This window comes from Aggregicoccus sp. 17bor-14, from assembly GCF_009659535.1.
Classification (GTDB): Bacteria; Myxococcota; Myxococcia; order Myxococcales; family Myxococcaceae; genus Aggregicoccus.
In genome coordinates this window covers 20004-44114 of the sequence record NZ_VJZZ01000012.1, presented here as the reverse complement: position 1 = coordinate 44114, position 24111 = coordinate 20004, and the positions used below count along the sequence as shown (strand labels likewise).

The window sequence follows — 24111 nt, the reverse complement described above, 5'->3', positions numbered from 1 at the left end:
TCCCACCCGCAGCACTCTGGAGAAGCACCATGCCCGACACGTACACCATCGACATCGGTCCCGGCGGCTTCATCGACCCTCCGGGCAAGAACAAGCCGAAGTACAAGGTGAAGAAGAGCCAGCGCGTGCAGTTCAACCTGGTGGACGGCGCGCCGGACACGGACGTGTACTTCTCCGCGGGCAGCCCCTTCGGTGTGAACCCGGTGCGCGTGAGCGCCTCGGGCTCCGGGGCGCTCTCGCTGCAGGACGGCAGCGTGGGAATGACCTACGCGATGGAGACCCAGTCGCCCACCGGCAGCTCCGACCCCACCGGCACCGAGCCGCCCCCCACCGACGAGGGCGGCACCGACACCGGCAGCGGGGACCCCGACCCCACGTCCACGGGCGGCAAGGCGGGCGACATCGAGGTCACCCCTCCCTAAGGCGGACCCACGGCCGTCAGCCCGCCCTGGAGCCCCTGCGGCTCGCTCCCCGGCGGCCGCAGCCGGGGGTTGAGGGACACGCCCCGGGCGAGCTCCGACCGGGCGCGCGCGAGCAGCGCCTCCCGCTGCGGGGGCTCCGAGACCTCGGCGTCCACGCCCAGGAGGCTCGCGTGCAGCAGCCGGGCCTCGGCGAGCCCGGGGCGCGCGGCGAGGACCTCGCCGGCGAGCGCGAGCCCGCGCTCGAGCGCAGGGCGCGGCGGCTGCCGCGCCCCGTGCAGCCACTGCGCCCAGGCGCGGCAGAGCTGGCCGTAGGCCAGCCGCCACTCGAGGCTGCGCGGCTGCAGCTCCAGCGCCCGGCGGAAGGCCTCGGCGGCCTCCTCGAAGTGCTGTGCCCGCGCCCCGCCCCGCCGCGCCTGCCACCGGGCCTCGAGCGCCCGCGTCTCGCCGAGCTGGCCCCAGGCGCCCGCCTCCCGGGGGTTGCGCTCGAAGGCTTGGTGGAGCGCGTCGCGCGCCTGGGCGAGGGGCGCGGAGGGGTTGCGACCGCGCTCGAGCAGCGAGGCGGCGAGCAGGTCCTGGGCGCGCGCCGTCGTCACCCAGGGCGCGGCGAACCCGGGCACCTGCTGCGCCGCGCGGCGCCCCCATCGGGAGGCCTGCGCCACGCTGGGGGTAGGGTCCTCTCCGCGCGCGAGCGCATAGGAGGCCCGGTCGGCGTACAGCTCGCCGAGGTTGAGCTCCGCGAGCCCCTGCTGCGGGGCCACCTCCTGGGCGCGCAGGAAGGAGGCCTCGGCCTGCTTCAGCTCCGCGTCCGGCGAGCGCCCCGCGTCCCACTCTGCGCGCGCGAGCGCGAGGTGCACGAGGCCCTGGCCGTTGTGGAGCTGGGGCATGCGGGCATTGATCTCCAGGCCCTGCCGGTAGAGCTCCAGCGCTTCCCGCAGCCGCGGGATGGGGTCCTGCCCCCGGTCGCGCAGGCGCAGAGCCTCCAGCTCGCTGACCTGTGCGCGCTGGAAGGGGAGCGCGACGTTCTTGGAGCTGAGGGCCTGCGCGGACTCGAGCGCAGCGCGCGCCAGCCGCAGCTCGGCGTCCGGGTCCTTCTGCTGCGGGAGGCGGGCGCGGGCGAGGTAGGCGCGGCCCAGGTTGATCCGCGCGTCGGCGATCTCCGGGTCCAGGGCGATCGCCGCCTGGTACGCCTCGATGGCCTGGGCCCAGTGCTGGAGCGAGTCCAGCCCGGCCTCGTCCTCGTAGTCCGCCCAGACCTTGGAGACGAGGCCGTGAAGGGTGTGGAAGACGTAGTCGCGCTGCTTCGCCGGGACCTCGTCCAGGGCGGCGAGCGCCGCCGTGAGCTGCTCGCGCGGGTCCAGGCCCCGCTGCTGGCGCATGGAGGCCCCGAAGCGCAGGTTGCGCGCCAGCTCGATGCGCGCCTCCGCGCGCTCGGGAGCGAGCGCGAGCGCGGCGTGGGCCGCCTCGAGCGAGCGCTGCAGCGCCTCGGTCGCATCCGCGCCGACGTTGAGCTGGTACTCGGCGAGCCGGCCCTGGAAGCGGGCCTCGAGCAGGCGCGCGGTGTAGTCCTCCGGGTTCGCGGCGCGCGCGCGCTGCACCGCCTCCATGCCGCGCGCGAAGCGCGGCGTGACGTCCCCCTTCCCGTACAGCTCCACCAGCGTGGCGGAATACTCCAGGTCCGCGAGCGCGTCGTACACCTCCGGCACGCTCTCGCCCACGGCGGCCGCCCGGGCGTAGGCCGTGCGGCCCGCCTCGAAGTCCGCGAGGGCCGCCTCCCGCTCGCCCTGGTTCCAGTGCTGCATCGCGCGCGCGACGAGCACGTCGCCGCGCAGCGTGGGGGCCTCGTAGAACCAGGGGGGCGCGCCGCCCTCGGTGTCCAGCTGGCGCAGCGCCTCGTCCAGGCGCCCCTCGTAGAAGGCGAGCAGCGCGGTGACGTAGGGGCGGCTGGGCACCTCGCTGCCCTCGCTGAGCTTGAGGAAGCGCAGCGCCGGGTCGCGGTAGCGCTGCTCCGCGCGGCGCAGCTCCGCGTCGCGCAGCTCGGCGGACCGCAGGTGCTCGGCCTCCAGGCGCTGCTCCTTGTAGAGGCGCCCCAGCACCAGCGCGAGCGCGTACGCCACGCGCGGCTCCTGGTAGCCCTGCTCCCAGGCGGAGCGCAGCGCTTCGTGCGCGCGGGGCAGGTCTCCCAGCGCGAGGTGGCCGCGGCCCAGCGCGTAGCGGCCCGGGCCCTCGCCCAGCGAGCCCGCGCGCGCGATCTCCGCCTCGAGCTGCCCCATGCTCTGCTGCAGCGCCTTGCGGTCGGCGCGGGTGTCGTGCAGCGGCGAGAGCCCGGAGTAGCGGGCGCGCGCCTCGATGTGCTCCACCTGCTCGGTGAAGCGGCGCGCCAGGCGCTCGCGCTCGGCCGCCTCGCGCCGCGCCCGCACGGCCTGCGCGCCCGCGAGCAGCACCAGCAGCACGCTGGCCGCCACCACCCCGACCAGCAGCTTGTGCTTTCGCAGCCGCTTGCGCAGCCGGTACAGCCGCCCCGTGGAGCGCGCGAGCACCGGCTCTCCGTCCAGGTAGCGGTCCAGGTCCTCCGCGAGCGCGCGTGCCGAGTCGTAGCGCTGGGCGCGCTCCTTCTCGAGGCACTTGAGCACGATGCTCTCGAGCTCCGCGGGCAGCCCCGGCACCACCTGGCGCGGCGGCGTGGGCTCCAGGTTGTTCACGCGGCTGATGACCTCCAGGCCGTTGTCTCCCGTGATGGGCGGCTTGCCGGTGAGCAGGAAGTAGAGCGTGGCCCCCAGCGAGTACACGTCCGCGCGCCGGTCCAGCTCCTTCACCTCGCCGCGCGCCTGCTCCGGCGCCATGTACTGGGGCGTGCCCAGCACCGCGCCCGTGGCCGTGCCCTCGCCCTGCCAGTCGCGCGCGATGCCGAAGTCCATCACGTAGGGCTTGAGCTGACCGTCCTCGGTGCGCTCGACCATGATGTTGCTGGGCTTCAAGTCGCGGTGGATGAGGCCCGCGCGGTGGGCGGCGTGCACGCCCTCGGCGGCGTCGCGCAGGAGCCGCACCTTCTGCTCCAGCGTGAGCTCGGGGCTCAGCTGGCGCAGCGACTTGCCGTCCACGTACTGCATGGCGATGAAGGGCTTGCCCTGCACCTCGCCGACCTCGAACACCTTGCACACGCGGTCGTGCTGCACGCGCGCCTGGGCGCGCGCCTCGGCGAAGAAGCGGCTCGTGCGCACCGGCGCGTTGGAGTGGAGGAACTTCAGCGCCACGTTGCGGCGCAGCCGCGGGTCGTAGGCGAGGAACACCCGGCCCATGCCGCCCTGCCCCAGCAGGCGCACCGACTGGTAGCGGTCCCACCCGGGCGCGGGGAACACGTCCGCGCGGCGCGCCGCGGGGAGCACCGAGCCGGCCTCCGGGGTGGAGGGCTCCACCGGGTCGCCGGCGGCCTCGCTGGACAGGTCGCTGGAAGAGTCCAGCGAGGCGTCGCTGGGGAGATCGCTCAGCGAATCGTCGTCGTCGGGGTGCATCGGGGCGACTCCAGAGGGGCGGCCGGCGGAGCCCCCAGTGTCGCAGAAGTCGGGGCGACATGTCGGTGCCCCCGGGTCCGACACGTCGAAAGCCGCCTCCGGGGCGCGCGGGGACCTCGCTCCGGGGCCGATCCGGCTGGTCGGAGACTTGCAGTGGGCAGGCCCCGCCGGCCGGGGGGGACGGCGCGCCCGGGAGGGGACCTCCAAGCTGCCTGGGCGCGCCGGCGACGGCTGGACGAGTCGAGGCGGGGTGGCCTCCGCCCGCGCAGGGGGGTTCGGCGCGGGCGGGGCCACCCCGTGTCGTCCGGGCGCTGCGAGGCGCTAGGGTGCACGGCCATGAACCTGGTCATCACCGGAGCCAACCGCGGCATCGGCCTCGAGCTCGTGCGCCAGGCGCTCGCGCGCGGAGACCGCATCCACGCTGGCGTGCGCGAGCCCGCGCGCGCCGAGGCGCTCACCGCGCTCGCAGAGGGCGCGCAGGGCCGCCTGCGCGTGGGCGCGCTGGACGTGGCGAGCGATGCGAGCGTGCGCGCCTTCGCCGCGCAGGTGCAGGGGCCCGTGCACGTGCTGGTGAACAACGCGGGCCTGCGCGTGCGCCCGGACGCGCTGGAGCCCCTGGACCTGGACGGGGCGCTGCAGGCCTTCCAGGTCAACGCGCTGGGCGCGCTGCGGGTGACGGGGGCGCTGCTGCCGCGGCTGCGCGAGGCGGGGAGCGGCGCGCGGGTGGTGAACCTCTCCTCGTCGCTCGGCTCCATCGCGGGCAACGACTCGGGCGGGGCGTACGGCTACCGCATGTCCAAGGCGGCCCTGAACATGGCCACGCGCTCGCTCGCCGGGGACCTGCGCCCCGAGGGCCTGCTCGCGGTGGCCCTGAGCCCCGGCTGGGTGCGCACGGACATGGGCGGCGGGGAGGCGCCCGTGGGGGTGGAGGAGAGCGCCGCGGGGCTGCTCGCGGTCATCGACGGGCTCTGCCCCGAGCAGAGCGGCCGCTTCCTCGACTTCCGCGGGCAGCCGCTCGGCTGGTAGCGCGGGCGCGCTGCACGAAAGTCATCCCTGCGGGGAACAAAGCCCTTCCCCACCGGTTCGCGGCCCGCCGAGATCCGCAACCGGACCCGGGAGGGGATGCACATGAAGCGAAGCCCTGCAGTGAGGCGTTGGAGGACCCCGCCGCTCGCCGCCGCCGCCATGCTGGCCGCAGGCAGCCTGGCGTGTGGAGGACCGAAGGCCGCGCAGCGCACCGAGGCGCCCGCCGCGCCGCCGCCGGCCGCTCCGGCCGCCCAGGCCGCGCCGCCCAGGCAGGAGGCCCCCGCGCAGCCGGCCTTCCAGGTGCCGGTGGAGTACCACACGCTGGACAACGGCCTGAAGGTGGTGCTCAGTCGCGACGCAACGGCGCCCAAGGTGGCGGTGGCCGTCTATTACAACATCGGCTTCCGCATCGAGCCGCGCGACCGCACCGGCTTCGCGCACCTCTTCGAGCACATGATGTTCCAGGGCTCGAAGAACCTGGGGAAGAACGCCTTCATCGGCCTGGTGCAGGCCAACGGCGGCATCCTCAACGGCTCCACGCGCTTCGACTTCACCAACTACTTCGAGATCGTCCCGTCGCACACGCTGGAGACGATGCTGTGGGCGGAGGCGGACCGCATGCGCGGGCTCGCCGTCACGCAGGACAACCTCGTCAACCAGCAGAACGTGGTGAAGAACGAGGTGCGGGTGAACGTGCTCAACCAGCCCTACGGGGGCTTCCCCTGGCTGGACATGCCGCAGCACGCGAACACCAACTGGTACAACGCGCACAACTTCTACGGTGACCTGAAGGACCTGGACGCGGCCACGCTCGAGGACGTGCAGTCCTTCTTCAAGACCTACTACGCGCCCAACAACGCGGCGCTGGTGCTGGTGGGGGACTTCGAGCCCGCGCAGGCGCTCGCGTGGGTGCAGAAGTACTTCGGCAACCTCCCGCGCGCGCAGCTGCCCGCGCAGCCGGACATCACCGAGCCGCGCCAGGAAGAGGAGCGGCGCGCGGAGAAGGTGGACGCGCTCGCGCAGCGGCCCGCGCTCGCGGTGGCCTACCACGTCCCCCAGCGCAACACGCCCGAGTTCTACGCGATGGTGCTGCTGCACGAGCTGCTGCTCGACGGCAAGGACAGCGCGCTCTACCAGAACCTGGTGCAGCAGAAGCAGCTCACGGGAGACGTGAGCGGCGGCATCAACCTGCTGGGCAACCCCTTCGACTACAACGGCCCCATGCTCTGGACCGTGGCCCTGTTCCACGACCCGGACAAGACGCCCGAGCAGCTGGTGCAGGCGATGGACGAGTCCATCGAGCGCGTGCGCACGCAGCCCGTGGACGCGGCCTCGCTCGAGCGCGCGCGGGTGAAGGTGCGCTCCGACCTGTACGGCCAGCTGGAGCAGACCTTCGGCTTCGGCACCGCGGACCTGCTCGCCTCCTTCGCCCTCTTCGACAACGACCCGGGCCGCATCAACCGGCTGGAGGGCGAGCTGCTCAAGGTCACCCCCGAGCTCATCCAGAAGACGGCGCAGGAGTACCTGCGCCCCACCAACCGCACCGTCCTCGTCGTGAAGACGAAGCCGAAGTCCTGAGGAGCCAGACGCCATGCACGCACTCATCGCCCTCGCCCTCTCGGCAGCCCTGACGGCCACCCCCACTCCGACTCCCACGGCGCCTCCGGGCCAGCGCGAGCAGCCGCCCGCGCCCGGCAAGCCCGCGGACATCCGCATCCCGCAGCGCCGCGAGCTCTCCCTGCCCAACGGGCTGCAGGTGACGCTCGCCCCGTACGGCAACATGCCCAAGGTGGACGTGGAGCTCGTGGTGGCCACGGGCAACGTGCACGAGGGGCCCACCGAGACCTGGCTCGCGGACCTCACCGCCCAGATGCTGCCGGAGGGCAGCACCCAGCACAGCGCCGAGCAGCTCGCGCAGCAGGCCGCGAAGATGGGCGGCGCCATCGAGCAGAGCGTCAGCCCGGACGAGACCAGCGTGGGCGGCACCGTGCTCAGCGAGTACGCGCCCGACCTGGTGCGCCTGGTGGCCGAGGTCGTGCGCCACCCCGCCTTCCCCGAGCAGGACTTCCAGCGGGTGCGCGCGGATGCGCTGCGCAACCTGAGCATCGCGAAGAGCCAGCCGCAGACGCTGAGCCAGGAGCGCTTCCTCGCCGTCACCTACCCGAACCACCCCTACGGCCGCATGCTCCCGCCCGAGGCGCAGCTGCAGGGCTACTCGGTGCAGCAGGTGAAGGACTTCTACGCGAAGAACTTCGGGGCGCGCCGCAGCCACCTCTACGTGGTGGGCCGCTTCGACGAGCGCGCGGTGGAGGCGGCGCTGCGCGAGGCCTTCGGCGACTGGGAGGCAGGCCCCGCGCCCGAGCACCACGTGCCCAAGCCCACGGTGAAGCGCGCGGTGCACGTCATCGACCGGCCGGGCTCGGTGCAGAGCGCGCTGCGGGTGGGGCTGCCCGTCGTGGACCCCAGCAACCCGGACTACATCAAGCTGATGGTCACCAACACGCTGCTGGGCGGCTCCTTCGGCAGCCGCATCACGCGCAACATCCGCGAGGCCAAGGGCTACACCTACTCGCCCTACAGCCAGCTCAGCTCACGCTACCGCGACACCTTCTGGACGGAGGTCGCGGACGTCACCACCAACGTGACCGGCCCCTCGCTCAAGGAGATCTTCGGCGAGGTGAACCGCCTGCAGGCGCAGCCGCCCTCGCAGGCGGAGCTGGACGCCATCAAGAACTACGTGGTGGGCACCTTCGTGCTGCAGAACTCGGCGCGCGGCGGGATCCTCTCCCGGCTGCGCTTCATGGACCTGCACGAGCTGCCGGACAGCTACCTCGAGGACTACGTGAAGAACGTGATGGCGGTGACGCCCGAGGACGTGCAGCAGATGGCGCGCAAGTACCTCAAGGACGAGAACATGGTGGTGGTCATCACCGGCGACAAGAAGGCCATCGAGAAGCAGGTGAAGCCCTTCGGCCCGGTGATCGTGAACCCGGGCAAGTGAGCCCGGGAGCCCCGCGCGCCCTGCCCCCGTGCTGCTGCGGAGGGGGAGGGGCGCGCGGCGCGGGCCGCGCTCAAGGCCCCGTGAACAGGTAGCCGCCCAGCACCTTGTTGCGCAGGTGGGGCGGGGTCTGCGTGAGGTTCGTCGGCGTCCCGTTCAGGTCCGAGGCGATGTCGGTCGGCGTGTCGTCGGGAGGCGGCTCGTAGCGCACGACCACGCCGTACCCCGCCCCCGCGGGCGACGTGCGGCTCTTGATGGTGTACGCGTTGCCATCGCCGTCCAGCGTGATGCGATCGAAGGAGCTGAGGGAGGCGGGATAGCTGCCCACCCGGGTCGCCGACCCGGCCTCGGTCAGGCTCCACAGGCTGAGGCCGGTCTCGCCGTTGAACGAGCCGACCATCCACCACCCGCCCCCGGAGCGGCGCCACCGGGCTGCCTGGACCGAGGAGATGGGGTTGGAGAAGCCCGAGAACTGCTTGAAGCCGCCGTCGAGGGTGCCGACCTGCACGGTGCCGTTGCGCCACACCAGCAGGTTGCGTTGGGGCGCGGCAGCGATCACCGAGTCGTTGCCGCTCAGCACGGCGCCCCCGCCGGGAGCGCTGACGTCATAGTAGGAGTCGCCGCCACAGCTGTACACGATCGCGCCGGAGACGGGCCGCATGTGGAGGAAGACGGGGCCGTCGCAGCTTGGCGTGGGGACGGGCTGGTCATTGGCGCGCAGGCTGTCCGGCAGGGTCCACGCGGTGGAGCCCGGGGGGTGCACCAGCGCATCGGGGACGAAGACGAGCACCGCGCGCGGCGCAGACGCGACGTAGAGGATCGCGCCGTCCGTCGGCCGGACCACCGCGTCGCCGTCGCCCGAGCTCACGTCCAGGCTCGTGGTGACCTTGTCGGGGTCCTCCACGGGAGAGACGCCGAAGGCCTTGAGGTACACCTTGTTGGGATCCCCGAGGTTCCTCGCGGCCGCGGGCGCGCCGCTGCTGCTGCTCCCGCCGCCGCCCATCGCGGCGCCACCGCCCGAGGTGACCGCGTAGTCCAGGTTCACGGTGTTCGCGGTGCGCTGCTCCCCCCACGTGGCCTCCAGCGCCACGATGCCCGTGCAGCGCGGGTCGGCGGCCGCGTCGCAGCGGTAGGTCGTGGTGGCGCTGCCGCCGGCGAGCGCGAGCTCCACCTGGGAGCCCCCCGCGAAGCTGCCCGCGTTCGCCGCGAGCCGCACCGACCCCGTGCCGCGCTCCCCCTTCTCGTCGTACGCCACCGCCGTCACGCGCGTGCTGGCGCCCGCGGGCAGGTAGGCCTGCTCGACGTAGAGCTCCACGTGCGCGCCTTCGGAGCCCACGATCCAGGGCCCTGCCGCCGGGTCCTCCTGGCAGGCCGCACCGAGCACCACACCCACCACTGCCACTGCACTCCCCCACCGCTTCGACATGCAGGAAAACCTCGTTTTTGGCGTTCTTCCGCCCGGGGGCATCGCATGGCTGCGCTGGCATTGCAAATTGCTGAACAAACTCGAACCGGACCGGGTCTGCCTGCCCTCCGGGCCGGCCTGATCTTGCGGGTGGCTGGGGGCGCGAGGGGGCCGCTACACTGCGCCGCGCTGCAGGCCGCCACCCAGGAGCGCCCTGGCACAGCGAGGGCGTGTCCCATGGCGGAGCGGGTCGCAGCGAGGGTGCTGGTGGTCGAGGACGACCCGGCCATCCTGCGCCTGATGCAGCAGGTGCTCTCGCAGGACTTCAACGTCTTCACCGCCGCCTCGGGCGAGGAGGCGCTCGCGGTGCTGCGCGCCGAGCGCGTGCACGCGGTGGTGGCGGACCAGATGCTGCCGGGCATCGTGGGGGTGGAGCTCTTGCGCCAGGTGAGCGTGGAGCAGCCGCACGCCGCCCGCATCCTCGTCACCGCGAGCGCCCGGGTGGAGGACGCGCAGGACGCCATCAACGTGGCCAAGGTGAAGCGCTTCCTCGCCAAGCCCTTTCGCACGGGGGAGCTGCTCTCCACCGTGGGCGAGGCCGTGCACGAGGCGGCGCTCGGGGAGATCAAGACCCAGCTGGTGGCCGAGCTGAAGGAGCGCAACAGCCACCTGTCGCGCACGCTGGAGGCGCTGGAGGTGCGCGACCAGGGGTTGCTCAAGAAGCTGGAGGGGCTCGCCTTCCGCGACGGGCTCACCAGCCTCTTCACCCACCGCTACTTCCAGGAGGCGCTCAGCGCGGAGCTCGCCCGCGTGCGCCGCCGCACCCGCTGCTTCGCGCTGCTCTTCGCGGACGTGGACGGCTTTCGCGCCTACAACCTCGCGCGCGGCTACGCGGAAGGAGACGCGCTCCTGCGCGAGCTCGCGCGCCTGCTCGCCGTGCCCGAGGTCACCCCGGTGCGCAGCGCCAGCCCCCAGGACATCGCCGCGCGCTACGGCAGCAACCGCTTCAGCCTGCTGCTGCCCCAGACCGAGCGGGCGCGCGCGCTCGAGACCGCCGAGCGCATCCGCGCGGGCGCGGAGCGGCTCGAGCTGCCCGGCGGCGCGCGCATCACCGTGAGCGTGTCCGTGGCGCTGTTCCCAGAGCACGGTGGCAGCGAGCAGGCGCTCATCCAGGCCGGCGAGCGCGCCCTGCGCGAGGCCAAGGCGGCCGGCGGAAACCGCGTGGAGGTGGCCTCGGCGGAGTAGCCCCCTGCGCTGCACTCAGTCCAGCGAGGAGAGCTGGGCGAAGCGCGCGAGCGTCATGTCCGCCCCCGCCTGGCAGCCCGGCTGGGTGGGCTCCGGGTTGCTCCAGCCGCCGCTGATGTCCTCGGCGCGGTAGGCCACGCGCGGCAGCCCGTCCTTGCCGAGCGCGAGCGAGGGGTGGCGCAGGAACCAGGCCCCCACGTTGCAGTTCGGGTAGAGGAAGATGTCGTCCGGCGGCATGTCCGCGCCGAGCTCGACCTGGGTGAGCTTCCAGTCCGCGCTCGCCCCGGCGCAGTCCTTGTCGCAGTGGCCGAGCAGGATGTTGCCATCCGCGGTGTACACGAAGCGCGGGCGCCCCTGCGCGTCCAGCGCGAGGTCCAGGCCGGCGCCGATCTTGTCGCTCTGGTTGATGAAGCCGCCGCGCCAGCTGCTGTCCGCGGTGCAGGCCGCGTCGCACTCGGCGTAGACGAGCGACTTCACGCCCTGCGGGTCCTTCGCCAGCAGCAGCACGCGCGGCGCCCCGGTGCCGGTGAGCGCGAGCGAGACGGCCGCGTCGATCTCCGCGACATAGGGGTCCGCGTACGCGTTCTGCAGCGCCACCGGGCTCCAGCTCGCCTCCTTCAGGCAGTCCGCGTCACACGCCACGTAGGCGCCCATCAGCACGGTGCCGCCCTCCGTCCCCACGCGCGCCACGGTGGCGATGCGCGGCCGGTCCTGCGCGTCCAGCCGCAGGCTCGCCTCCTCCCAGATCTGCTCCGCGATGCGCCCGTACTGCCAGCCCGAGGGGCTCGCGCAGTTCGCGTCGCACTGCGCGAAGTACGTCTCCGGCGCCTCCTGCCCGATGCCCAGGTACGCGCGGTAGGTGTGCAGCAGGAAGCGCGGGCGGCCGTCGCGGGTGAGCGCGAAGGCCTCGCCGCTCACCTCCTGCTTCGAGCCGTGCTCGAGGATGACGTCGAGGCTCCAGCCGGAGGCCACCGTGCAGTCCCCCGTGCACACGCCGTAGTAGACGCGGCTGAAGGTGCTCAGCAGCACGCGGGGCTTGCCGTCCGGCCCCAGCGCGAGCATCGCGTTGGCCACGGTGCCCTGCGTGGGCAGGGTCACCACCTTCACCTGCTTCTCGTCCGTGCAGTTGCCCGAGCACGTGGCGTAGTAGGCGTCGCCCCCCGCGTACGCCGGATACACCATGTGCACGTTGCCCGCGGCGTCCGTCTCCACCGTGGGGTTGGTCGTGTTGTCCGGCTCCCCCGTGGGCAGGAAGAAGTGCTCCGTCCCCTTCGCCGTGTCCCCGCCGCCCGCGTCGTCCCCGCCACAGCCCACTGCCGACAACACCACTGCGAGCACTGCCCCCCACTTCGATGCCTGCCTGTTCACGTGCTTCCCCCCATCTGCAGCGCGGGGAAATCGGCCCCCCGTCGCAAAGTGGGGCGGCTTATGCGGCAGGGGGCGTGACAGGGGCGTGACCGGGGGCAGACAAGGTGCCCAGTCGTCTGCTCGACCCGAATGTACTGAGCGCGCAACGAGATGCTGCAGGGCTCTGTTTAGGCGCACCGACGAATTGCCCGGAGTGGCTCTACCTGTGTTCGGTGTCAAAGCGGCCACCCTTCACTGGTCTAGTTCGGAGCCAGCTCTCAAAATTGAGGCGCCGATCCTCTAGCCACCGTTGGTTGGTAGCTTCCTCGGCCCAAGACCGCGTTGGACGGCGTTATCACCTCGGGCACATGGCAATGCTCTTCTAAAGTGAATGGCTGCCATGTCCGCGCCTATGATGTAGCCTCGCCCCAAAGCCTCTAGCGAACTAAGCTCAAGACTTGCCCTCACGAGGCTCTCGCGTGGACCCAAGGTGAGTTCCTTCTAAGTCGCCCAAACGAGATGAGTTTTCGAGCCAAGCGGAAGTCTTGCGTCAGTTGCCCTTGGCCGCCGAACCACTGATCGCATGCCCATCATTCTGCATATCTCTGACTGTCAGTTCGGCAGCCTCTGCATGGCGAAGCCAACAGATCCGAACAAGCCAGAGTCAATTAACAACGACCCCCTGATCGTGCAGTTCTTCTCAACGGTCCAGAAGTGGCCCAAACCGGACGCCATCACGCTCACCGGGGACGTGACAACGCGGGCAGCGCCAGTTGAGTTTCTGCAGGCCGAAGCCTTTTTGTCGCGCCTGTCAATGCATTGGGGAGGAGAAGCTATTCCGACCTTCATGGTTCCTGGAAACCATGACGTTTCTTGGGACATCTCGAAATTGGACGGGGCCGAAGCGCCAGGATTTCGGGGGATGCGGTTTGCGCCATACCTGTTGGCGACAGAGAATCTCGACGGTGAAACTCGCTGCGCGCACAAACTAAAGCCAAGCGAGAGCTCGCACTTCGTTCACAGCCTTTTGATCCCCCAAGCTGGACTGTTAATCACGGGAATCAATAGCGCTGTCGAGGAGGATCATGACGCAAGTCCTCACCATGGCTATGTCGCTCCGAAGCAGCTTGAGATGCTCGAAGCGATTCTCGAAAGCACGCACGCCGACTATCGGATCGTTGCACTTCACCACCATCTGCGCCCCTTGAAGGACCCGCCGAAATGGCGTGATTACTCAACTGCAACGAACGCACAAGCGCTGACAGACCTTCTTGGGAAGCACAAAATCGATCTTGTGATCCACGGCCACCGCCACTGCCCAAACTACGATGTCGCAGTCTCGTCGACCTGGATGACACATGTATTTGGAGCAGGGTCGCTCGCAACCGTGCCCACTGAGCGCGGCGGCGGCGACATACACTGCAGCGCTCACTTGATTAACATTGAGAATCGGGACGGGGGAATTGCGTACGGCGAAATACGAACCATCCGGCTTTACGGCAGCTCGGGAGCGTGGTCGTGGAAGACTCAAGAAGACGAGTTCCCCTCACTCAAGCGCTTCGGAAGAATCATCACTCCGCAAGAACTGGATCAACTAGTCGTTGGGGTTGTTTCTGTGCTCCCAAAACATGGCGGACGCATTGGACAAGCGCTGGCGGGCCTCACAGCTTTGCGCGGAGTGGCGTTGGACGAAATTAAACATGCAGCAAGCAAGCACCTTGGGAGTGCAGGACTAACCCTTGGCGAGAGCAGCCGTGACCTACACGACTGGGTCGCCTATCCAACGCTGCCCTAAACGCATGCGCCACTCAAAACCAAACCCGTTCAGACTTCGCCGCGTCGAGCGGATGCGCCCAGACGAAGTCATCTCAACTTACTGCCCCCCTGAGACACAGTTCCAGCTCGACGACGCTCGACATGTAATTCTTCAAGGGCCGCGCGGGTCGGGCAAATCAACGATCCTTCGCAATATCGCGGAATCCCCCAGTGCGCTGAAGGGTGCTGTCTCACCTGAGGGCGAGCTGCTCGTTGGGACATATGTCACTGTTGCACAACAGTGGGTTGCAGCGTACCAACGACGTGGCTGGCTGCCATCTGCACAACGAGACGTGCTCTTCATCCAGGGGTTCAACCTCTTAATTGCGCAGCAGTTCGCGCAGTCATTGAGCCGCTTGGCACACTTCGTATGTGATGCCCCAGAACGCGCCGCTAGCGTTGAAGCTCGTCTAGTCAAGAACCTATGGGAACGCTTTTTTACAGTCGCGCCCCCGACTGGTGTAGAAGTCAAAGGCTTCATAGAGCACTGCAAGGCAATGCAGCGGGAGCTGCGAGATGTCACATTGCGAGCAGCATTTGCTCCTGGAGAAACTCCAACCCTGCCGACTGGGCTATTGCTCAGCGAATTGTTCGAACCGTTCGGCTCGCTGATTTCAGACATCGACATAAGCGCCTTCTTGCCGCGCCCGCCGCTCTGGGTTTTTGCCTTCGACGAGCTCGACAATCTCAGTGAAGAGCAACAGGTTCTTTTCAACACGGTGCTCCGGAACGTCTCCAGACCAATTGCCATTAAAGGCGCATGCCTTCCGCACGGCCATCGAACTCTGAAGACTCAGGCAGAAGATAATCCTGTAATGCCTGGCGAGGATTTTGAGTATGTCGCGCTCTCCTTGGATCCCAAATCCGTTGCCGGAAAGCGGTTTGCACTAAGACTGTACGCAACGCGATTGGCTGGCGCAGGCGCCACGGACCTACCCAAGAGCCCGGTCCAATGGCTAGGCGACACCTCCATTCGACACAGGGCGACGACGTACCTAGAGAAGAGGTTTAAAGGCAGGACATGGGAGGACGTAATCCCAAGCCTTTCCGAAACAGCTCCTCCCCTCCCTGAGCGAAAAATCAACGCCGACTCAGCTAGACAGTACGTCCCAGCTTTGGCAATGCGACTTCTCCGTCGCGCAGCAACTGGCAATGCTTCTGTCACTGCATATGCAGGCTGGACAGACGTAATGGCAGCCTCTGATGGCAATCCCCGACGCCTACTCCGGCTACTTGACCGTCTGTATGAAGCGTCCGAGGGAGCCACGACGATATCACCGGAGCAGCAGAGTAGCGTAATCCGAAGCGTTGCAGACAGCGCCTTCGATAGATTGGTGGCTCTTCCCCGCTGCGGACGGTGGATTCAGGATTGGGTCGATGCCTTGGGCACGAAGCTTGAGGAGCGCCTTCATAGCGGCAGACGCCTGCGCAGGGACTCGTGTTCGATCTCCTTGAATTTGGCATCACTGACCGCCACAGAAGCCTCCGCTGTGCAGACTGCCATTGCGTATGGCGTCCTCTTCCCCTGGGCGTTCGATCCGCGAAGCGGATATCCGACCGGGGATCATGACTATTGGCTTTCGTTTGGATTAGCTCCGAGGTATTGGCTTGTACTTCGCAAGGGTAAGCCAATCGACTTCAACGAACTCTCCAACGAAGAGCTACCCATCCCAGCGGACGGCCAGCTGCAGCTTTCTCTAGAGTCGTCGGCAGCAACTCCTCAATCAGGAGATGACGAATGACCGGCCCCGTGGCCGTCGGCGCAGCTCGTAATACGATCGTCCAAATCAGGGACGTTCAAGAAGACGAGCTTCGTGAACAAACGTTCGATCTTGCAATCGCTGCGGCCGGCTTCGAACCTCGTGCAACGGCGATTCCTAGGAAGTTGCACGCCGTCTTCGAGGCGAGCGGCCATGTTATTTGCTTGGATTCACTTCAAGCAGACCCCGTGCGGCTCTCTACGGAGGCAGAGCTCGTTCGTCTTTGTCGCGACCGCAAACATTCCTTCTCGACGTCTGCCTACGGACACTACCTTCAATGGTTCGCAGCCGAACTGCGAAAGATCAAGACTATTCACGGGCGGATTCCGCGCGTCTTCATTGACTACACGTGCATGCCCAAGCCTTTCTACATCGGGGCCTTAGTCGCTGCCGCATACGAAGTCGGAGCGGATATAGTCCTCGGTTACAACTACGGGACCCGAACTCTCGAGGAGTGGCAGGTAGCTGAAGTCGACGCGATTTATGCCATCCCTGGCCTTGAAGGCCTGTCGGCTGGAGATGGTCGGCAACTTCATCTCTTTAGCCTTGGATTCGATGGCGCTCAAGCTGGCGCGCTAGAAGAGATTTTTCAGCCTCATATGTCGTATGCCCTCGTGGCAGACCCGGGAGCAGATGTGGGCGCTGGAGAAGAAGCGATTCGGCGCAACAGGGGCGTCATTAATCGGGCGGAGGCGTTAATTAGACTTCCGATAGGCGGGGTAACAGAGGTCGTCGGTGTTACTCGCGACCTGCTCGGCGTCGGTGGTCCAGACGCAGGCCTCGTAATTGTTCCGCTGGGCCCCAAACCACACGCGCTCGGACTAGGACTTGCAGCTCTCCTGGAGCCTGAAATTACATTCCTGCACGTTCTGACTAAGAATCCACCACTGCGACGCACAGAGGCATCGGAGCAGAACTGCTGGACTTCGGTGTCAATAGTGCCGTCATCAGAACTTGAGCGCCGCAGTGAGGACACCGGTGCCCGCTGAGAGTTCCGCCGAGGCGTCGTAGCGCAAGCGCCCTGCCAACTTCGGGCAGCCTTCTATAAAGAGCAGTGCGAGAGGTTCTAGGCCCGAAGCCATCTCCAATCCTCACGCCTCGCGCTTCGTCATGTCGAAGAGGGCGCGCGCCTGCGGCCCGAGGAAGCCGTCGAAGCCGGCCGAGCGCTGGGCGATCTCGAAGTACGCGTAGGGCCAGGGGCGGCTGCCCCCGCCCACGAGCCGCACCGGCAGCGGGTGCGCCTGGGTCGCCGTCTGGCGCAGCGCCGTGCCGGGGGCGCCCTCGATCTCCGCCTTCATCCCCACCCCGGCCGCGCGCATCCGGGCGACCCACGCCTCGATGTCGTCCACCGCGCCGGTGAAGTGGTTCACCTTGCGCCCGAAGGCGAGCAGCCACGCGCCGTACTGGCTCTCCTTCTCCAGCGCGAGCAGCGCCTCCTCCTCCTGCGGCGGCGGGGGCGCGTCGAACCACGCGGCGAGCGCCTCGGCGTCCTGGCCCCCGGGGGGCGCGGGGTCCGGCGCGAGCGCCGCGAGCAGCGCCTGCGCGCCGGCCGAGAGCTCGTGCGCGCGCAGCTCGGAGAGGAACACGCGCGGCAGCCCCGCGGGGTGCGCGAGGTAGATGGCGTCCAGCTTCGCGTCCGGGAAGCCGTAGGCGCCGGCGGGGCGCCAGCCCAGGGGCTCGAAGACGCGGCGGAACAGGGCGATGCCGCCGCCGGGCCGCGCGAGCGAGCGGAAGGCGACGTGGTCGTTGCGGAAGGTGCCGCCGGACAGCTGGGCGAAGGTGCGCGCGGGCGCGACCTCCGCGGCGTAGCGGTCCCAGAGCAGCTCGAGGAGGCGGGTGGCGGTGGCAGGGGAGGCGCTCATGCCGCCCTTCTACCAGCCCCCGCCCCCCGCGCGGGGCTCAGTGCTCCTTGCAGCCGCCCTCGTAGCGCCGCAGCCGCTTGAGCATCTCCGGGCCGGCCGAGTCCACGAGCGACACCGCCACCCGCTGCACGCTGAGCGCCTCGTTGCAGCGGCCCACGGCCGCGGCCGCCAGGGCGTAGGTGTCCAGGGTGTTGGCGCTGTAGGGCATCATCAGGCGCGCCTGGCGGGCGGCCTCGTAGGCGCGCTGGGCGGTCTCGCCCCAGGCGAAGTGCCACGCGTAGGCGTTGAGCACCTCGGGGTCCGAGGGGGCGAGCGCGAGCGCGCGGGTGAGCGCCTCGCCGCGCTCCTCGCGGGTGGCGTCGCCGTGGGGCAGCTCCGCGTCGAGGAACTTCCAGGCGGCCAGGCTCTGCGGGAAGTCGTGGGCGAGCTGGCGCGCGGCCACCAGGCGCTCGTCCGCGCCGGTGAGCCGCTGGGCGAGCATGAGGCGGGTGCCCACGCCCGCAGGGTCGTGCGCCTGCGCCTGGCGCAGCTGCTCCGCGACCTCCGCCTTCTTCTGCGCCTCGCTGCGCCGGCCGCCCTCCCAGAGCTCGGCCTTGAGCGCGTGCACCTCGCCGTCCTCCAGCACGCGCACCTGCGGCGTCACGGCCGGCGTGGCGAGGGCGTACTGGTACACGCGGAAGTGCTGCTCGCGCAGGTAGGCGTGGATCTCCAGCTGCTCGCGGTCCCAGTCCACCCCCGCGAAGGCCTTCTGGAACGCGGGGCGCGCGGGCTCGCCGCGCGTGAGGCGCGCCTGGAAGTCCGCGAAGCGGTCGCCGTGGGCGGCGAGCAGGTAGTGCGTCCACAGCCACGCGGAGGCCTCGGCCTGCTCGTCCGGGTACTTCTCGTAGTCCCAGAGCTGCTCGAGCGTGAGGCGGCTGTGCTGGGCCAGGTAGTAGAGCTTGTTGCGGTAGGGCTTGCCGAGAATGGTCTTCGTCTCGGTGTCGTCGATGTTCGCCGTCTCGAGGTAGGTGGCGAAGCCCTCGCGCACCCAGGTGGGGGCGGAGGGCATGGCCTGGCGGGTGAGCTCCCAGGCCATCAGGTACATGGGGGCCACGTCCTTGTAGCCGGTGCCGCCCAGGATGCTGCCGCCCTTGCCGCTGAGCACCATGCGCAGGCCGGTGCCGGTGTGCGAGCCCGAGCCCCAGATGACCTGGCCGTGCTCGTCCCGCCCGTAGATGGCCTCCAGCTCCGAGGGCTTCGCGAACACGACCACGTCCACCACGCCGGGCGGCCGGTAGCCCGCGCCCCAGGCGTTGAGCAGCGCGCTGCGGAACTGCTCGAAGCGCACCAGCGCCGCCTGCGCGTCCTTCGGGTCCAGGTCCGTGCGCAGCTGGAAGTGCTCGCTGCGCAGCTCCTGCCAGGCAGGGCCCTTGAGCTGGGGACAGTCGTTGCGGGGCGCGATGGCGCAGCCCGACGCGAGCGCGGCGAGCGAGAGGGCGAGGAGAGAGCGAGCGGGAGAGAGCATGGAAGCGCGAATATAACACCAGCCTTGAACTCCCCGACCAGCCCCCCCACCCCGCGCGCTTGTGCCCGCAGGGGCACTGCACTAGTGCTCGGAGGGCCATGGCCTCCACTCCCCTGCCGCCCGAGTTCCTGCGCGCCCTCGAGGAGGGCTTCCCCGAGGACTTCCTCACCCGCGAGCCCGGGGACCTGGCCGAGTACGGCCGGGACTGGACGAAGGTGTACGCGCCTGCGCCCGCGGCGGTGGCCTTCCCGCGCACCACGCAGGAGGTGAGCCGGCTGCTCGCGCTGTGCAGCGCCCACCGGGTGGCGGTGGTGCCCAGCGGCGGGCGCACGGGGCTCGCGGGCGGCGCGGTGGCGGCGCGCGGGGAGCTGGTGCTCAGCCTGCAGCGCATGAGCGCGCTGGGCGAGGTGGACCTGCTGGGCAACACCGTGCGCGTGCAGGCGGGCGCGGTCACCGAGGCGGTGCACCAGCACGCTGGCGCCCACGGGCTCACCTGGCCGGTGGACTTCGCCTCCAAGGGCAGCTCGCAGGTGGGCGGGAACATCGCCACCAACGCGGGCGGGGTGAAGGTCATCCGCTACGGCCTCACCCGCCAGTGGGTGCTGGGGCTGCAGGTGGTGCTCGCCTCCGGTGAGGTGCTGGAGCTCAACGGCGCGCTGGAGAAGAACAACACCGGCACCGACCTGCGCCAGCTCTTCATCGGCAGCGAGGGCACGCTGGGGGTCATCACCGAGGCCACGCTGAAGCTCGCGCCGCTGCCCGGGCCCCAGAGCGTGTTCCTCTTCGCGGTGCCGGACGTGGCGGCGGTGCTGCGGCTGTTTCGCGAGGCGCGCCGCGCGCCCCTCTCCCTCTCCGCGTACGAGTTCTTCACCGACCGCTGCCTCGCGCGCGTGCAGCGCCACCGCAGGCTGCGCAGCCCCTTCGAGGCCCCGAGCGGCTGCTACGTGCTGATGGAGGCGGAGAGCGCGAACGCCGAGGCGGTGGAGGCCTGGCTCGGGTCGCTCTTCGAGCGCGGGCTCGTCACCGACGGCACGCTCGCGCAGGGCGCGCAGCAGGCACAGGAGCTGTGGGCGCTGCGCGAGAGCATCAGCGAGAGCCTCGCGGCGACGGGCCTGCCGCACAAGAACGACATCTCGCTGCCGGTGGCCCGGCTCGAGGCCTTCTGCAGCGAGCTCGAGAGCGTGTTCAGCGCGCGCTACCCGGGCTGGGAGATCTGCCTCTTCGGCCACATCGGGGACGGCAACCTGCACGTGAACGTGATGAAGCCGGACGGCATGGACAAGGCGGAGTTCCTCGCCCACACCCGCGAGGCGGACCCCACGATGTTCGAGCTCGTGAAGCGCCACGCGGGCAGCATCAGCGCCGAGCACGGCGTGGGGCTGCTCAAGAAGCCCTACCTCGCCTACTCGCGCAGCCCCGGGGAGCTCGCGCTCCTGCGCACGCTCAAGCGCGCGCTGGACCCGCTGGGCATCCTCAACCCCGGCAAGGTGGTGGACGCGCCCTAGCTGACGTCCCTAGCTCACGATGCGCGTCTTGATGTCCGTGCCCAGCCCCGCGATGGCCGCGCACACCGGCGCCGAGACGTCCTGGTCCAGGTCCATGACGAGGTAGCCCACGTTCTGGTCCGTCTGCAGCACCTGCGCGTGGATGTTCGCGTTGAGGTCCGAGACGATGCGGTTGATGTCGCGCAGCACGCCGGGCACGTTGCGGTGCACGTTGAGGATGCGGTGGGTGCCGGGGACCAGCGGGCTCTCCACGTTGGGGAAGTTCACCGCGCCCGTCGTCGCGCCGGCCCGGTAGAACTTGAGCAGGCTGGTGGCCACCTCGCGGCCGATCGCCTCCTGGGCCTCCTCGGTGGAGCCGCCGATGTGCGGGGTGAGGATGACGTTGGGCAGCCCCTGCAGCTCGGTGACGAAGCCGTCGCTGTTGGTCTCCGGCTCCTCCGGGTACACGTCCACCGCCGCGCCGCTCAGGTGCCCGCTCTTGAGCGCGCGCGCGAGCGCCGGGATGTCCACCACCGTGCCGCGGCTCGCGTTGATGAGGGCCGCGCCGGGGCGCATGTGCGCGAGCGCGTCCGCGCCGATGAGGTTCACCGTGGTGGGCAGCGCCGGCACGTGCAGGGTGACGAAGTCGCTCGCCTGCAGCAGCTCGGGGAGCGTGGCCACCGGGCGCACGTTGCCCAGCGGCAGCTTCGTCATCACGTCGTAGAAGAGCACCCGCATGCCCAGCGCCTCGGCGAGCACGCCCACCTGGCTGCCGATGTGCCCGTAGCCCACGATGCCCAGCGTCTTGCCGCGCACCTCGTGGCTGCCGGTGGCCACCTTGCGCCACTGCCCCTGGTGCACCTCGCGGCTGCGGTCTCCGAGCTGACGCGTGAGGGCGATGATCTCCGCGATGACCAGCTCCGCCACGCTGCGCGTGTTGCTGAAGGGCGCGTTGAACACCGGCACCCCGCCCACGTTCGCCGCCTTCAGGTCCACCTGGTTCGTGCCGATGCAGAAGGCGCCCACCGCGAGCAGGTGCGGCGCGCGCGCGAGCACCTCCGAGGGCACCGTCGTCTTGCTGCGGATGCCCAGCAGGTGCACGTCCTGCAGCTTGAGCGCGAGCTCCTCCGGCTTCAGCGCCCCCTTCAGCCGCTCCACCTGCAGCCCGTCCGCGCGCAGCATCTCCTCGGCGGAGGGGTGGATGCCCTCGAGCAGCAGGACCCGCGGGGGGCCATCGACTTTGACCGGGTGGGAGCGCTTCGCGGCAGGAGACGGGTGGGTCATGACGCTCTGCGTAAGGTCCGCCCCCGCACCCTGTCAACCGCGCTGCGCGCCGCGCGGCCCCGTGCATGCGCCCGGTGAACGCCTGCCCGGCCCCCCTCCGGCGAGGCCTTGACGGCGGCCGCGCGGAGGTTTACGTATGTAAACATGAGTGAAGCCCGGGACCGCATCCTCGCCGCTGCGCGCGCGCTGTTCCTCTCCGGAGGGGCGGAGGCGCTGACCATGCGCGCGGTGGCCGAGCGCGTGGGGGTGACGGCGACCGCGCTCTACCGCCACTTCGAGGGCAAGGAGGCGCTGCTGGAGGCGGTGATGCGCGAGGGCCACGCGCTCTTCGGCAGCTACCTCTACCGCTCGCTCGAGGTGCGCGGGGGGCCCTGGGAGCGGCTGCAGGACAGCGGCGAGCGCTACCTCGAGTTCGCGCTGCAGCAGCCGGAGGCCTACCGCACCCTCTTCATGCAGCCCGCGCAGCCCTGCGAGCCGGGCGAGCGCGAGCCCCCGGGCGGCGCCGCCACCTTCCGCTTCCTCGTGGACCGGGTGCGCGAGTGCATGGACGCGGGGCTCCTGCGCGAGGACGGGCCGGACGCGGTGGCGCTCGCCATCTGGGCCCACGTGCACGGCCTCGTCTCCCTGCACCTCAGTGGGGCGCTGGGCGTGGAGGAGCCCGCCTTCCGCGAGGCCTACCGCGCCTCGGTGCGCCGGCTCTTCGCGGGGCTGGCCCCCTGACTTTTTTTTGGCGTACAGGTTAACGCGCGTTGACACGCGCCCGCAGTGGAGGTGGAGCATGCAGGCCCTCTTCGAAATCTCGTCCCTGGCGGTGCTGCCCTTCTGGGCGCTGATGATCCTGCTGCCGCGCGCGCGGCTGACGGAGCGCGTGATGCGCGCGCCGTGGGCCCCCGCGCTGCTCGCGCTGCTCTACGCCGTGCTCGTGCTGCCGCGCGCGGGCGCGCTCTTGCCCCTGCTCGCGCGCCCCCAGCTGCCCCCGGTGGCGGCGCTGCTGGGCACGCCCGAGGGCGCGACCATCGGCTGGGTGCACTTCCTCGCCTTCGACCTCTTCGTGGGGCGCTGGGCCTACCTCGACGCCCGCGAGCGGGGCGTGAGCCCGTGGCTGATGGCGCCGGTGCTGCTGCTCACGCTGATGATGGGGCCGCTGGGGCTGCTCGCGTACCTCGGCCTGCGCGCGCTGCTCGCTCCGAGGACGGCGGCGGTGGCGGAGGTGCGGCCATGAGCGCGGGGACCTCGAGGCTGCGGCGGCTGTGGGCGGTGAGCCCCGCGCTGGTGGGCACGGGCGCGGCGCACCTCGCGCTGCTCGCGCTCTTCCTCCTGGCGGGGCTCTTCGACGGGCGCCTGGTGACGGGGCAGCCCGTGTGGCTCAAGCCCGCGAAGTTCGCCGCCTCCATCGCGCTCTACACCGTCACGCTCGCATGGCTGCTCGCGCACGTGGAGGGACACCGGCGCGCGGTGCGCGCGGTGGGCGCGGTGACGGCCGCGACCCTGTGGGTGGAGATCCTCATCATCGGAGGGCAGGCGGCGCGCGGCCACGCGAGCCACTTCAACACCGCGCACGCGCTGGACGGGGCGCTCTTCAGCGCAATGGGCGTGTCCATCCTCGTCGCGTGGCTCGCGGGCTTCGGGGCGCTCGCGCTGCTGATGCGCCAGCGCTTCGCGGACCGCGCCTTCGCGCTCGCGCTGCGCGCAGGCCTGCTCCTCTCGCTGCTGGGCGCGGGGCTCGGCGGGCTGATGACCCGGCCCACGGCGGCGCAGCGCGCCGAGCTCGCCCGGGGGCAGGTGCCCGCGCGCATGGGGGCGCACGCGGTGGGCGCCGCGGACGATGCGCCGGGGCTCCCGGTCGCGGGCTGGAGCACGCGCGGCGGGGACCTGCGCGTGCCGCACTTCCTCGGCCTGCACGCGATGCAGCTGCTGCCCCTGCTCGCGCTCCTGCAGCTGCGCCGCCGCCCGGAGAGGGAGCGCGAGCGGCTCGCGGACCTCGCGGCCGCGGCGCTGGGCTACCTCGGGCTGGTGGGAGTACTCACCCTGCAGGCGCTGAGGGCCGAGCCCCTGCTCGCGCCGGGCGGCCTCACGCTCGCGCAGCTCGCCGCGCTCGCGGCCGTGACGCTGCTCGCGTGGGGCTCGGGACGCGCCTGGGCGCGGCGCGCAGGGTCCTACCAGCTCTGGTCGGCGAGGCGATCCTTGCGCACGTCGAAGGGCGGCTCGCCGTAGCCGGGCAGCCCGTTGAGCGCCTCCTTCGGGCAGGTCTCTTTCACGTGCGGCGGCTCGGGCGCGCGGGCCTCACGGGTGGGCTCCGGAGTCGAGGCGGGCTCGGGCGAGGGTGAGCGAGGGGTGGTGGCCATGGACGGTCCTCCTGCACCCTGAAGCTCCGCAGGTGCGGGCCCGCGCGCACCCAGCCTGCGGACCTGCGCTCGCAGTGGCGGCCTTCCAGCAGGAGGCCTCTCGGG

General features: G+C 70.3%; 19 protein-coding genes. 12 read left to right on the top strand and 7 right to left on the bottom strand.

The window, feature by feature from the left end:
- Positions 1-29: 29 nt before the first annotated feature.
- Positions 30-422, top strand: coding sequence for a hypothetical protein (locus FGE12_RS21575; protein ID WP_153868440.1), 393 nt, complete (start codon positions 30-32; stop codon positions 420-422).
- Here FGE12_RS21575 and FGE12_RS21570 read toward each other — a convergent pair.
- The gene (locus FGE12_RS21570) at positions 419-3931 is read right to left on the bottom strand and encodes a serine/threonine-protein kinase (protein WP_153868439.1); all 3513 of its coding nucleotides are present in this window, start codon (positions 3929-3931) and stop codon (positions 419-421) included. The genes FGE12_RS21575 and FGE12_RS21570 overlap by 4 nt on opposite strands.
- A gap of 336 nt (positions 3932-4267) precedes the next feature.
- Here FGE12_RS21570 and FGE12_RS21565 point away from each other — a divergent pair, with 336 nt between their 5' ends.
- The 3 genes from FGE12_RS21565 (at position 4268) to FGE12_RS21555 (ending at position 7958) form a co-directional block, all read left to right on the top strand.
- Positions 4268-4957 (top strand): SDR family oxidoreductase, encoded by a 690-nt coding sequence (locus FGE12_RS21565; protein WP_153868438.1) that lies wholly within the window; start codon positions 4268-4270, stop codon positions 4955-4957.
- 102 nt (positions 4958-5059) lie between these two features.
- Positions 5060-6535 (top strand): pitrilysin family protein, encoded by a 1476-nt coding sequence (locus FGE12_RS21560; protein WP_228530979.1) that lies wholly within the window; start codon positions 5060-5062, stop codon positions 6533-6535.
- 13 nt (positions 6536-6548) lie between these two features.
- Positions 6549-7958: a pitrilysin family protein gene (locus tag FGE12_RS21555; RefSeq protein WP_153868437.1), complete on the top strand. Its 1410-nt coding sequence runs from the start codon at positions 6549-6551 to the stop codon at positions 7956-7958.
- 70 nt (positions 7959-8028) lie between these two features.
- Here FGE12_RS21555 and FGE12_RS21550 read toward each other — a convergent pair whose 3' ends face one another.
- Positions 8029-9381 (bottom strand): hypothetical protein, encoded by a 1353-nt coding sequence (locus FGE12_RS21550; protein ID WP_153868436.1) that lies wholly within the window; start codon positions 9379-9381, stop codon positions 8029-8031.
- A 216-nt stretch (positions 9382-9597) separates the two neighbouring features.
- On the opposite strand from FGE12_RS21550, the gene FGE12_RS21545 reads away from it, so the two are divergent.
- Positions 9598-10605 (top strand): diguanylate cyclase, encoded by a 1008-nt coding sequence (locus FGE12_RS21545; RefSeq protein ID WP_194798144.1) that lies wholly within the window; start codon positions 9598-9600, stop codon positions 10603-10605.
- Positions 10606-10620: 15 nt separating this feature from the next.
- Here FGE12_RS21545 and FGE12_RS21540 read toward each other — a convergent pair whose 3' ends face one another.
- Positions 10621-11943, bottom strand: coding sequence for a hypothetical protein (locus tag FGE12_RS21540; protein ID WP_153868434.1), 1323 nt, complete (start codon positions 11941-11943; stop codon positions 10621-10623).
- Positions 11944-12535: 592 nt separating this feature from the next.
- On the opposite strand from FGE12_RS21540, the gene FGE12_RS21535 reads away from it, so the two are divergent.
- Genes FGE12_RS21535 through FGE12_RS21525 form a run of 3 tightly spaced genes read left to right on the top strand, consistent with a single transcriptional unit; the run spans position 12536 to position 16516 of the window.
- On the top strand, positions 12536-13747 hold the full coding sequence (locus tag FGE12_RS21535; RefSeq protein WP_153868433.1) for a metallophosphoesterase: 1212 nt from the start codon (positions 12536-12538) through the stop codon (positions 13745-13747).
- Positions 13707-15509, top strand: a complete 1803-nt coding sequence (locus FGE12_RS21530) for a hypothetical protein (RefSeq protein WP_153868432.1) — start codon at positions 13707-13709, stop codon at positions 15507-15509. Before FGE12_RS21535 ends, FGE12_RS21530 begins: the two co-directional genes overlap by 41 nt.
- Complete coding sequence (locus FGE12_RS21525) at positions 15506-16516, top strand: hypothetical protein (RefSeq protein ID WP_153868431.1); 1011 nt, start codon at positions 15506-15508, stop codon at positions 16514-16516. Before FGE12_RS21530 ends, FGE12_RS21525 begins: the two co-directional genes overlap by 4 nt.
- A 102-nt stretch (positions 16517-16618) precedes the next feature.
- Here FGE12_RS21525 and FGE12_RS21520 read toward each other — a convergent pair whose 3' ends face one another.
- Complete coding sequence (locus FGE12_RS21520; protein WP_153868430.1) at positions 16619-17389, bottom strand: DUF1338 domain-containing protein; 771 nt, start codon at positions 17387-17389, stop codon at positions 16619-16621.
- 37 nt (positions 17390-17426) lie between these two features.
- Positions 17427-18893 (bottom strand): hypothetical protein, encoded by a 1467-nt coding sequence (locus FGE12_RS21515; RefSeq protein ID WP_153868429.1) that lies wholly within the window; start codon positions 18891-18893, stop codon positions 17427-17429.
- Between the two features lie 98 nt (positions 18894-18991).
- On the opposite strand from FGE12_RS21515, the gene FGE12_RS21510 reads away from it, so the two are divergent.
- Entirely contained in the window at positions 18992-20398 is a 1407-nt protein-coding gene (locus tag FGE12_RS21510; protein WP_153868428.1) for an FAD-binding oxidoreductase, read from the top strand.
- A gap of 9 nt (positions 20399-20407) precedes the next feature.
- On the opposite strand, the gene serA is transcribed toward FGE12_RS21510, so the two are convergent.
- Entirely contained in the window at positions 20408-21661 is a 1254-nt protein-coding gene (gene serA, locus FGE12_RS21505) for a phosphoglycerate dehydrogenase (RefSeq protein ID WP_153868427.1), read from the bottom strand.
- A gap of 144 nt (positions 21662-21805) precedes the next feature.
- On the opposite strand from serA, the gene FGE12_RS21500 reads away from it, so the two are divergent.
- Genes FGE12_RS21500 through FGE12_RS21490 form a run of 3 tightly spaced genes read left to right on the top strand, consistent with a single transcriptional unit; the run spans position 21806 to position 23875 of the window.
- On the top strand, positions 21806-22381 hold the full coding sequence (locus FGE12_RS21500) for a TetR/AcrR family transcriptional regulator (RefSeq protein WP_153868426.1): 576 nt from the start codon (positions 21806-21808) through the stop codon (positions 22379-22381).
- Between the two features lie 58 nt (positions 22382-22439).
- On the top strand, positions 22440-22883 hold the full coding sequence (locus tag FGE12_RS21495) for an ABA4-like family protein (protein WP_153868425.1): 444 nt from the start codon (positions 22440-22442) through the stop codon (positions 22881-22883).
- Positions 22880-23875 (top strand): hypothetical protein, encoded by a 996-nt coding sequence (locus FGE12_RS21490; protein WP_153868424.1) that lies wholly within the window; start codon positions 22880-22882, stop codon positions 23873-23875. Before FGE12_RS21495 ends, FGE12_RS21490 begins: the two co-directional genes overlap by 4 nt.
- Here the strand turns inward: FGE12_RS21490 and FGE12_RS21485 are convergent.
- The gene (locus FGE12_RS21485; protein ID WP_153868423.1) at positions 23818-24006 is read right to left on the bottom strand and encodes a hypothetical protein; all 189 of its coding nucleotides are present in this window, start codon (positions 24004-24006) and stop codon (positions 23818-23820) included. The genes FGE12_RS21490 and FGE12_RS21485 overlap by 58 nt on opposite strands.
- Positions 24007-24111: the final 105 nt, after the last annotated feature.

Coding starts and splice junctions, on each gene's coding strand:
- FGE12_RS21575 (WP_153868440.1), top strand. CDS start 30: ATGCCCGACACGTACACCATCGACATCGGTCCCGGCGGCTTCATCGAC.
- FGE12_RS21570 (WP_153868439.1), bottom strand. CDS start 3,931: ATGCACCCCGACGACGACGATTCGCTGAGCGATCTCCCCAGCGACGCC.
- FGE12_RS21565 (WP_153868438.1), top strand. CDS start 4,268: ATGAACCTGGTCATCACCGGAGCCAACCGCGGCATCGGCCTCGAGCTC.
- FGE12_RS21560 (WP_228530979.1), top strand. CDS start 5,060: ATGAAGCGAAGCCCTGCAGTGAGGCGTTGGAGGACCCCGCCGCTCGCC.
- FGE12_RS21555 (WP_153868437.1), top strand. CDS start 6,549: ATGCACGCACTCATCGCCCTCGCCCTCTCGGCAGCCCTGACGGCCACC.
- FGE12_RS21550 (WP_153868436.1), bottom strand. CDS start 9,381: ATGTCGAAGCGGTGGGGGAGTGCAGTGGCAGTGGTGGGTGTGGTGCTC.
- FGE12_RS21545 (WP_194798144.1), top strand. CDS start 9,598: ATGGCGGAGCGGGTCGCAGCGAGGGTGCTGGTGGTCGAGGACGACCCG.
- FGE12_RS21535 (WP_153868433.1), top strand. CDS start 12,536: ATGCCCATCATTCTGCATATCTCTGACTGTCAGTTCGGCAGCCTCTGC.
- FGE12_RS21525 (WP_153868431.1), top strand. CDS start 15,506: ATGACCGGCCCCGTGGCCGTCGGCGCAGCTCGTAATACGATCGTCCAA.
- FGE12_RS21520 (WP_153868430.1), bottom strand. CDS start 17,389: ATGAGCGCCTCCCCTGCCACCGCCACCCGCCTCCTCGAGCTGCTCTGG.
- FGE12_RS21515 (WP_153868429.1), bottom strand. CDS start 18,893: ATGCTCTCTCCCGCTCGCTCTCTCCTCGCCCTCTCGCTCGCCGCGCTC.
- FGE12_RS21510 (WP_153868428.1), top strand. CDS start 18,992: ATGGCCTCCACTCCCCTGCCGCCCGAGTTCCTGCGCGCCCTCGAGGAG.
- serA (WP_153868427.1), bottom strand. CDS start 21,661: ATGACCCACCCGTCTCCTGCCGCGAAGCGCTCCCACCCGGTCAAAGTC.
- FGE12_RS21500 (WP_153868426.1), top strand. CDS start 21,806: ATGAGTGAAGCCCGGGACCGCATCCTCGCCGCTGCGCGCGCGCTGTTC.
- FGE12_RS21495 (WP_153868425.1), top strand. CDS start 22,440: ATGCAGGCCCTCTTCGAAATCTCGTCCCTGGCGGTGCTGCCCTTCTGG.
- FGE12_RS21490 (WP_153868424.1), top strand. CDS start 22,880: ATGAGCGCGGGGACCTCGAGGCTGCGGCGGCTGTGGGCGGTGAGCCCC.
- FGE12_RS21485 (WP_153868423.1), bottom strand. CDS start 24,006: ATGGCCACCACCCCTCGCTCACCCTCGCCCGAGCCCGCCTCGACTCCG.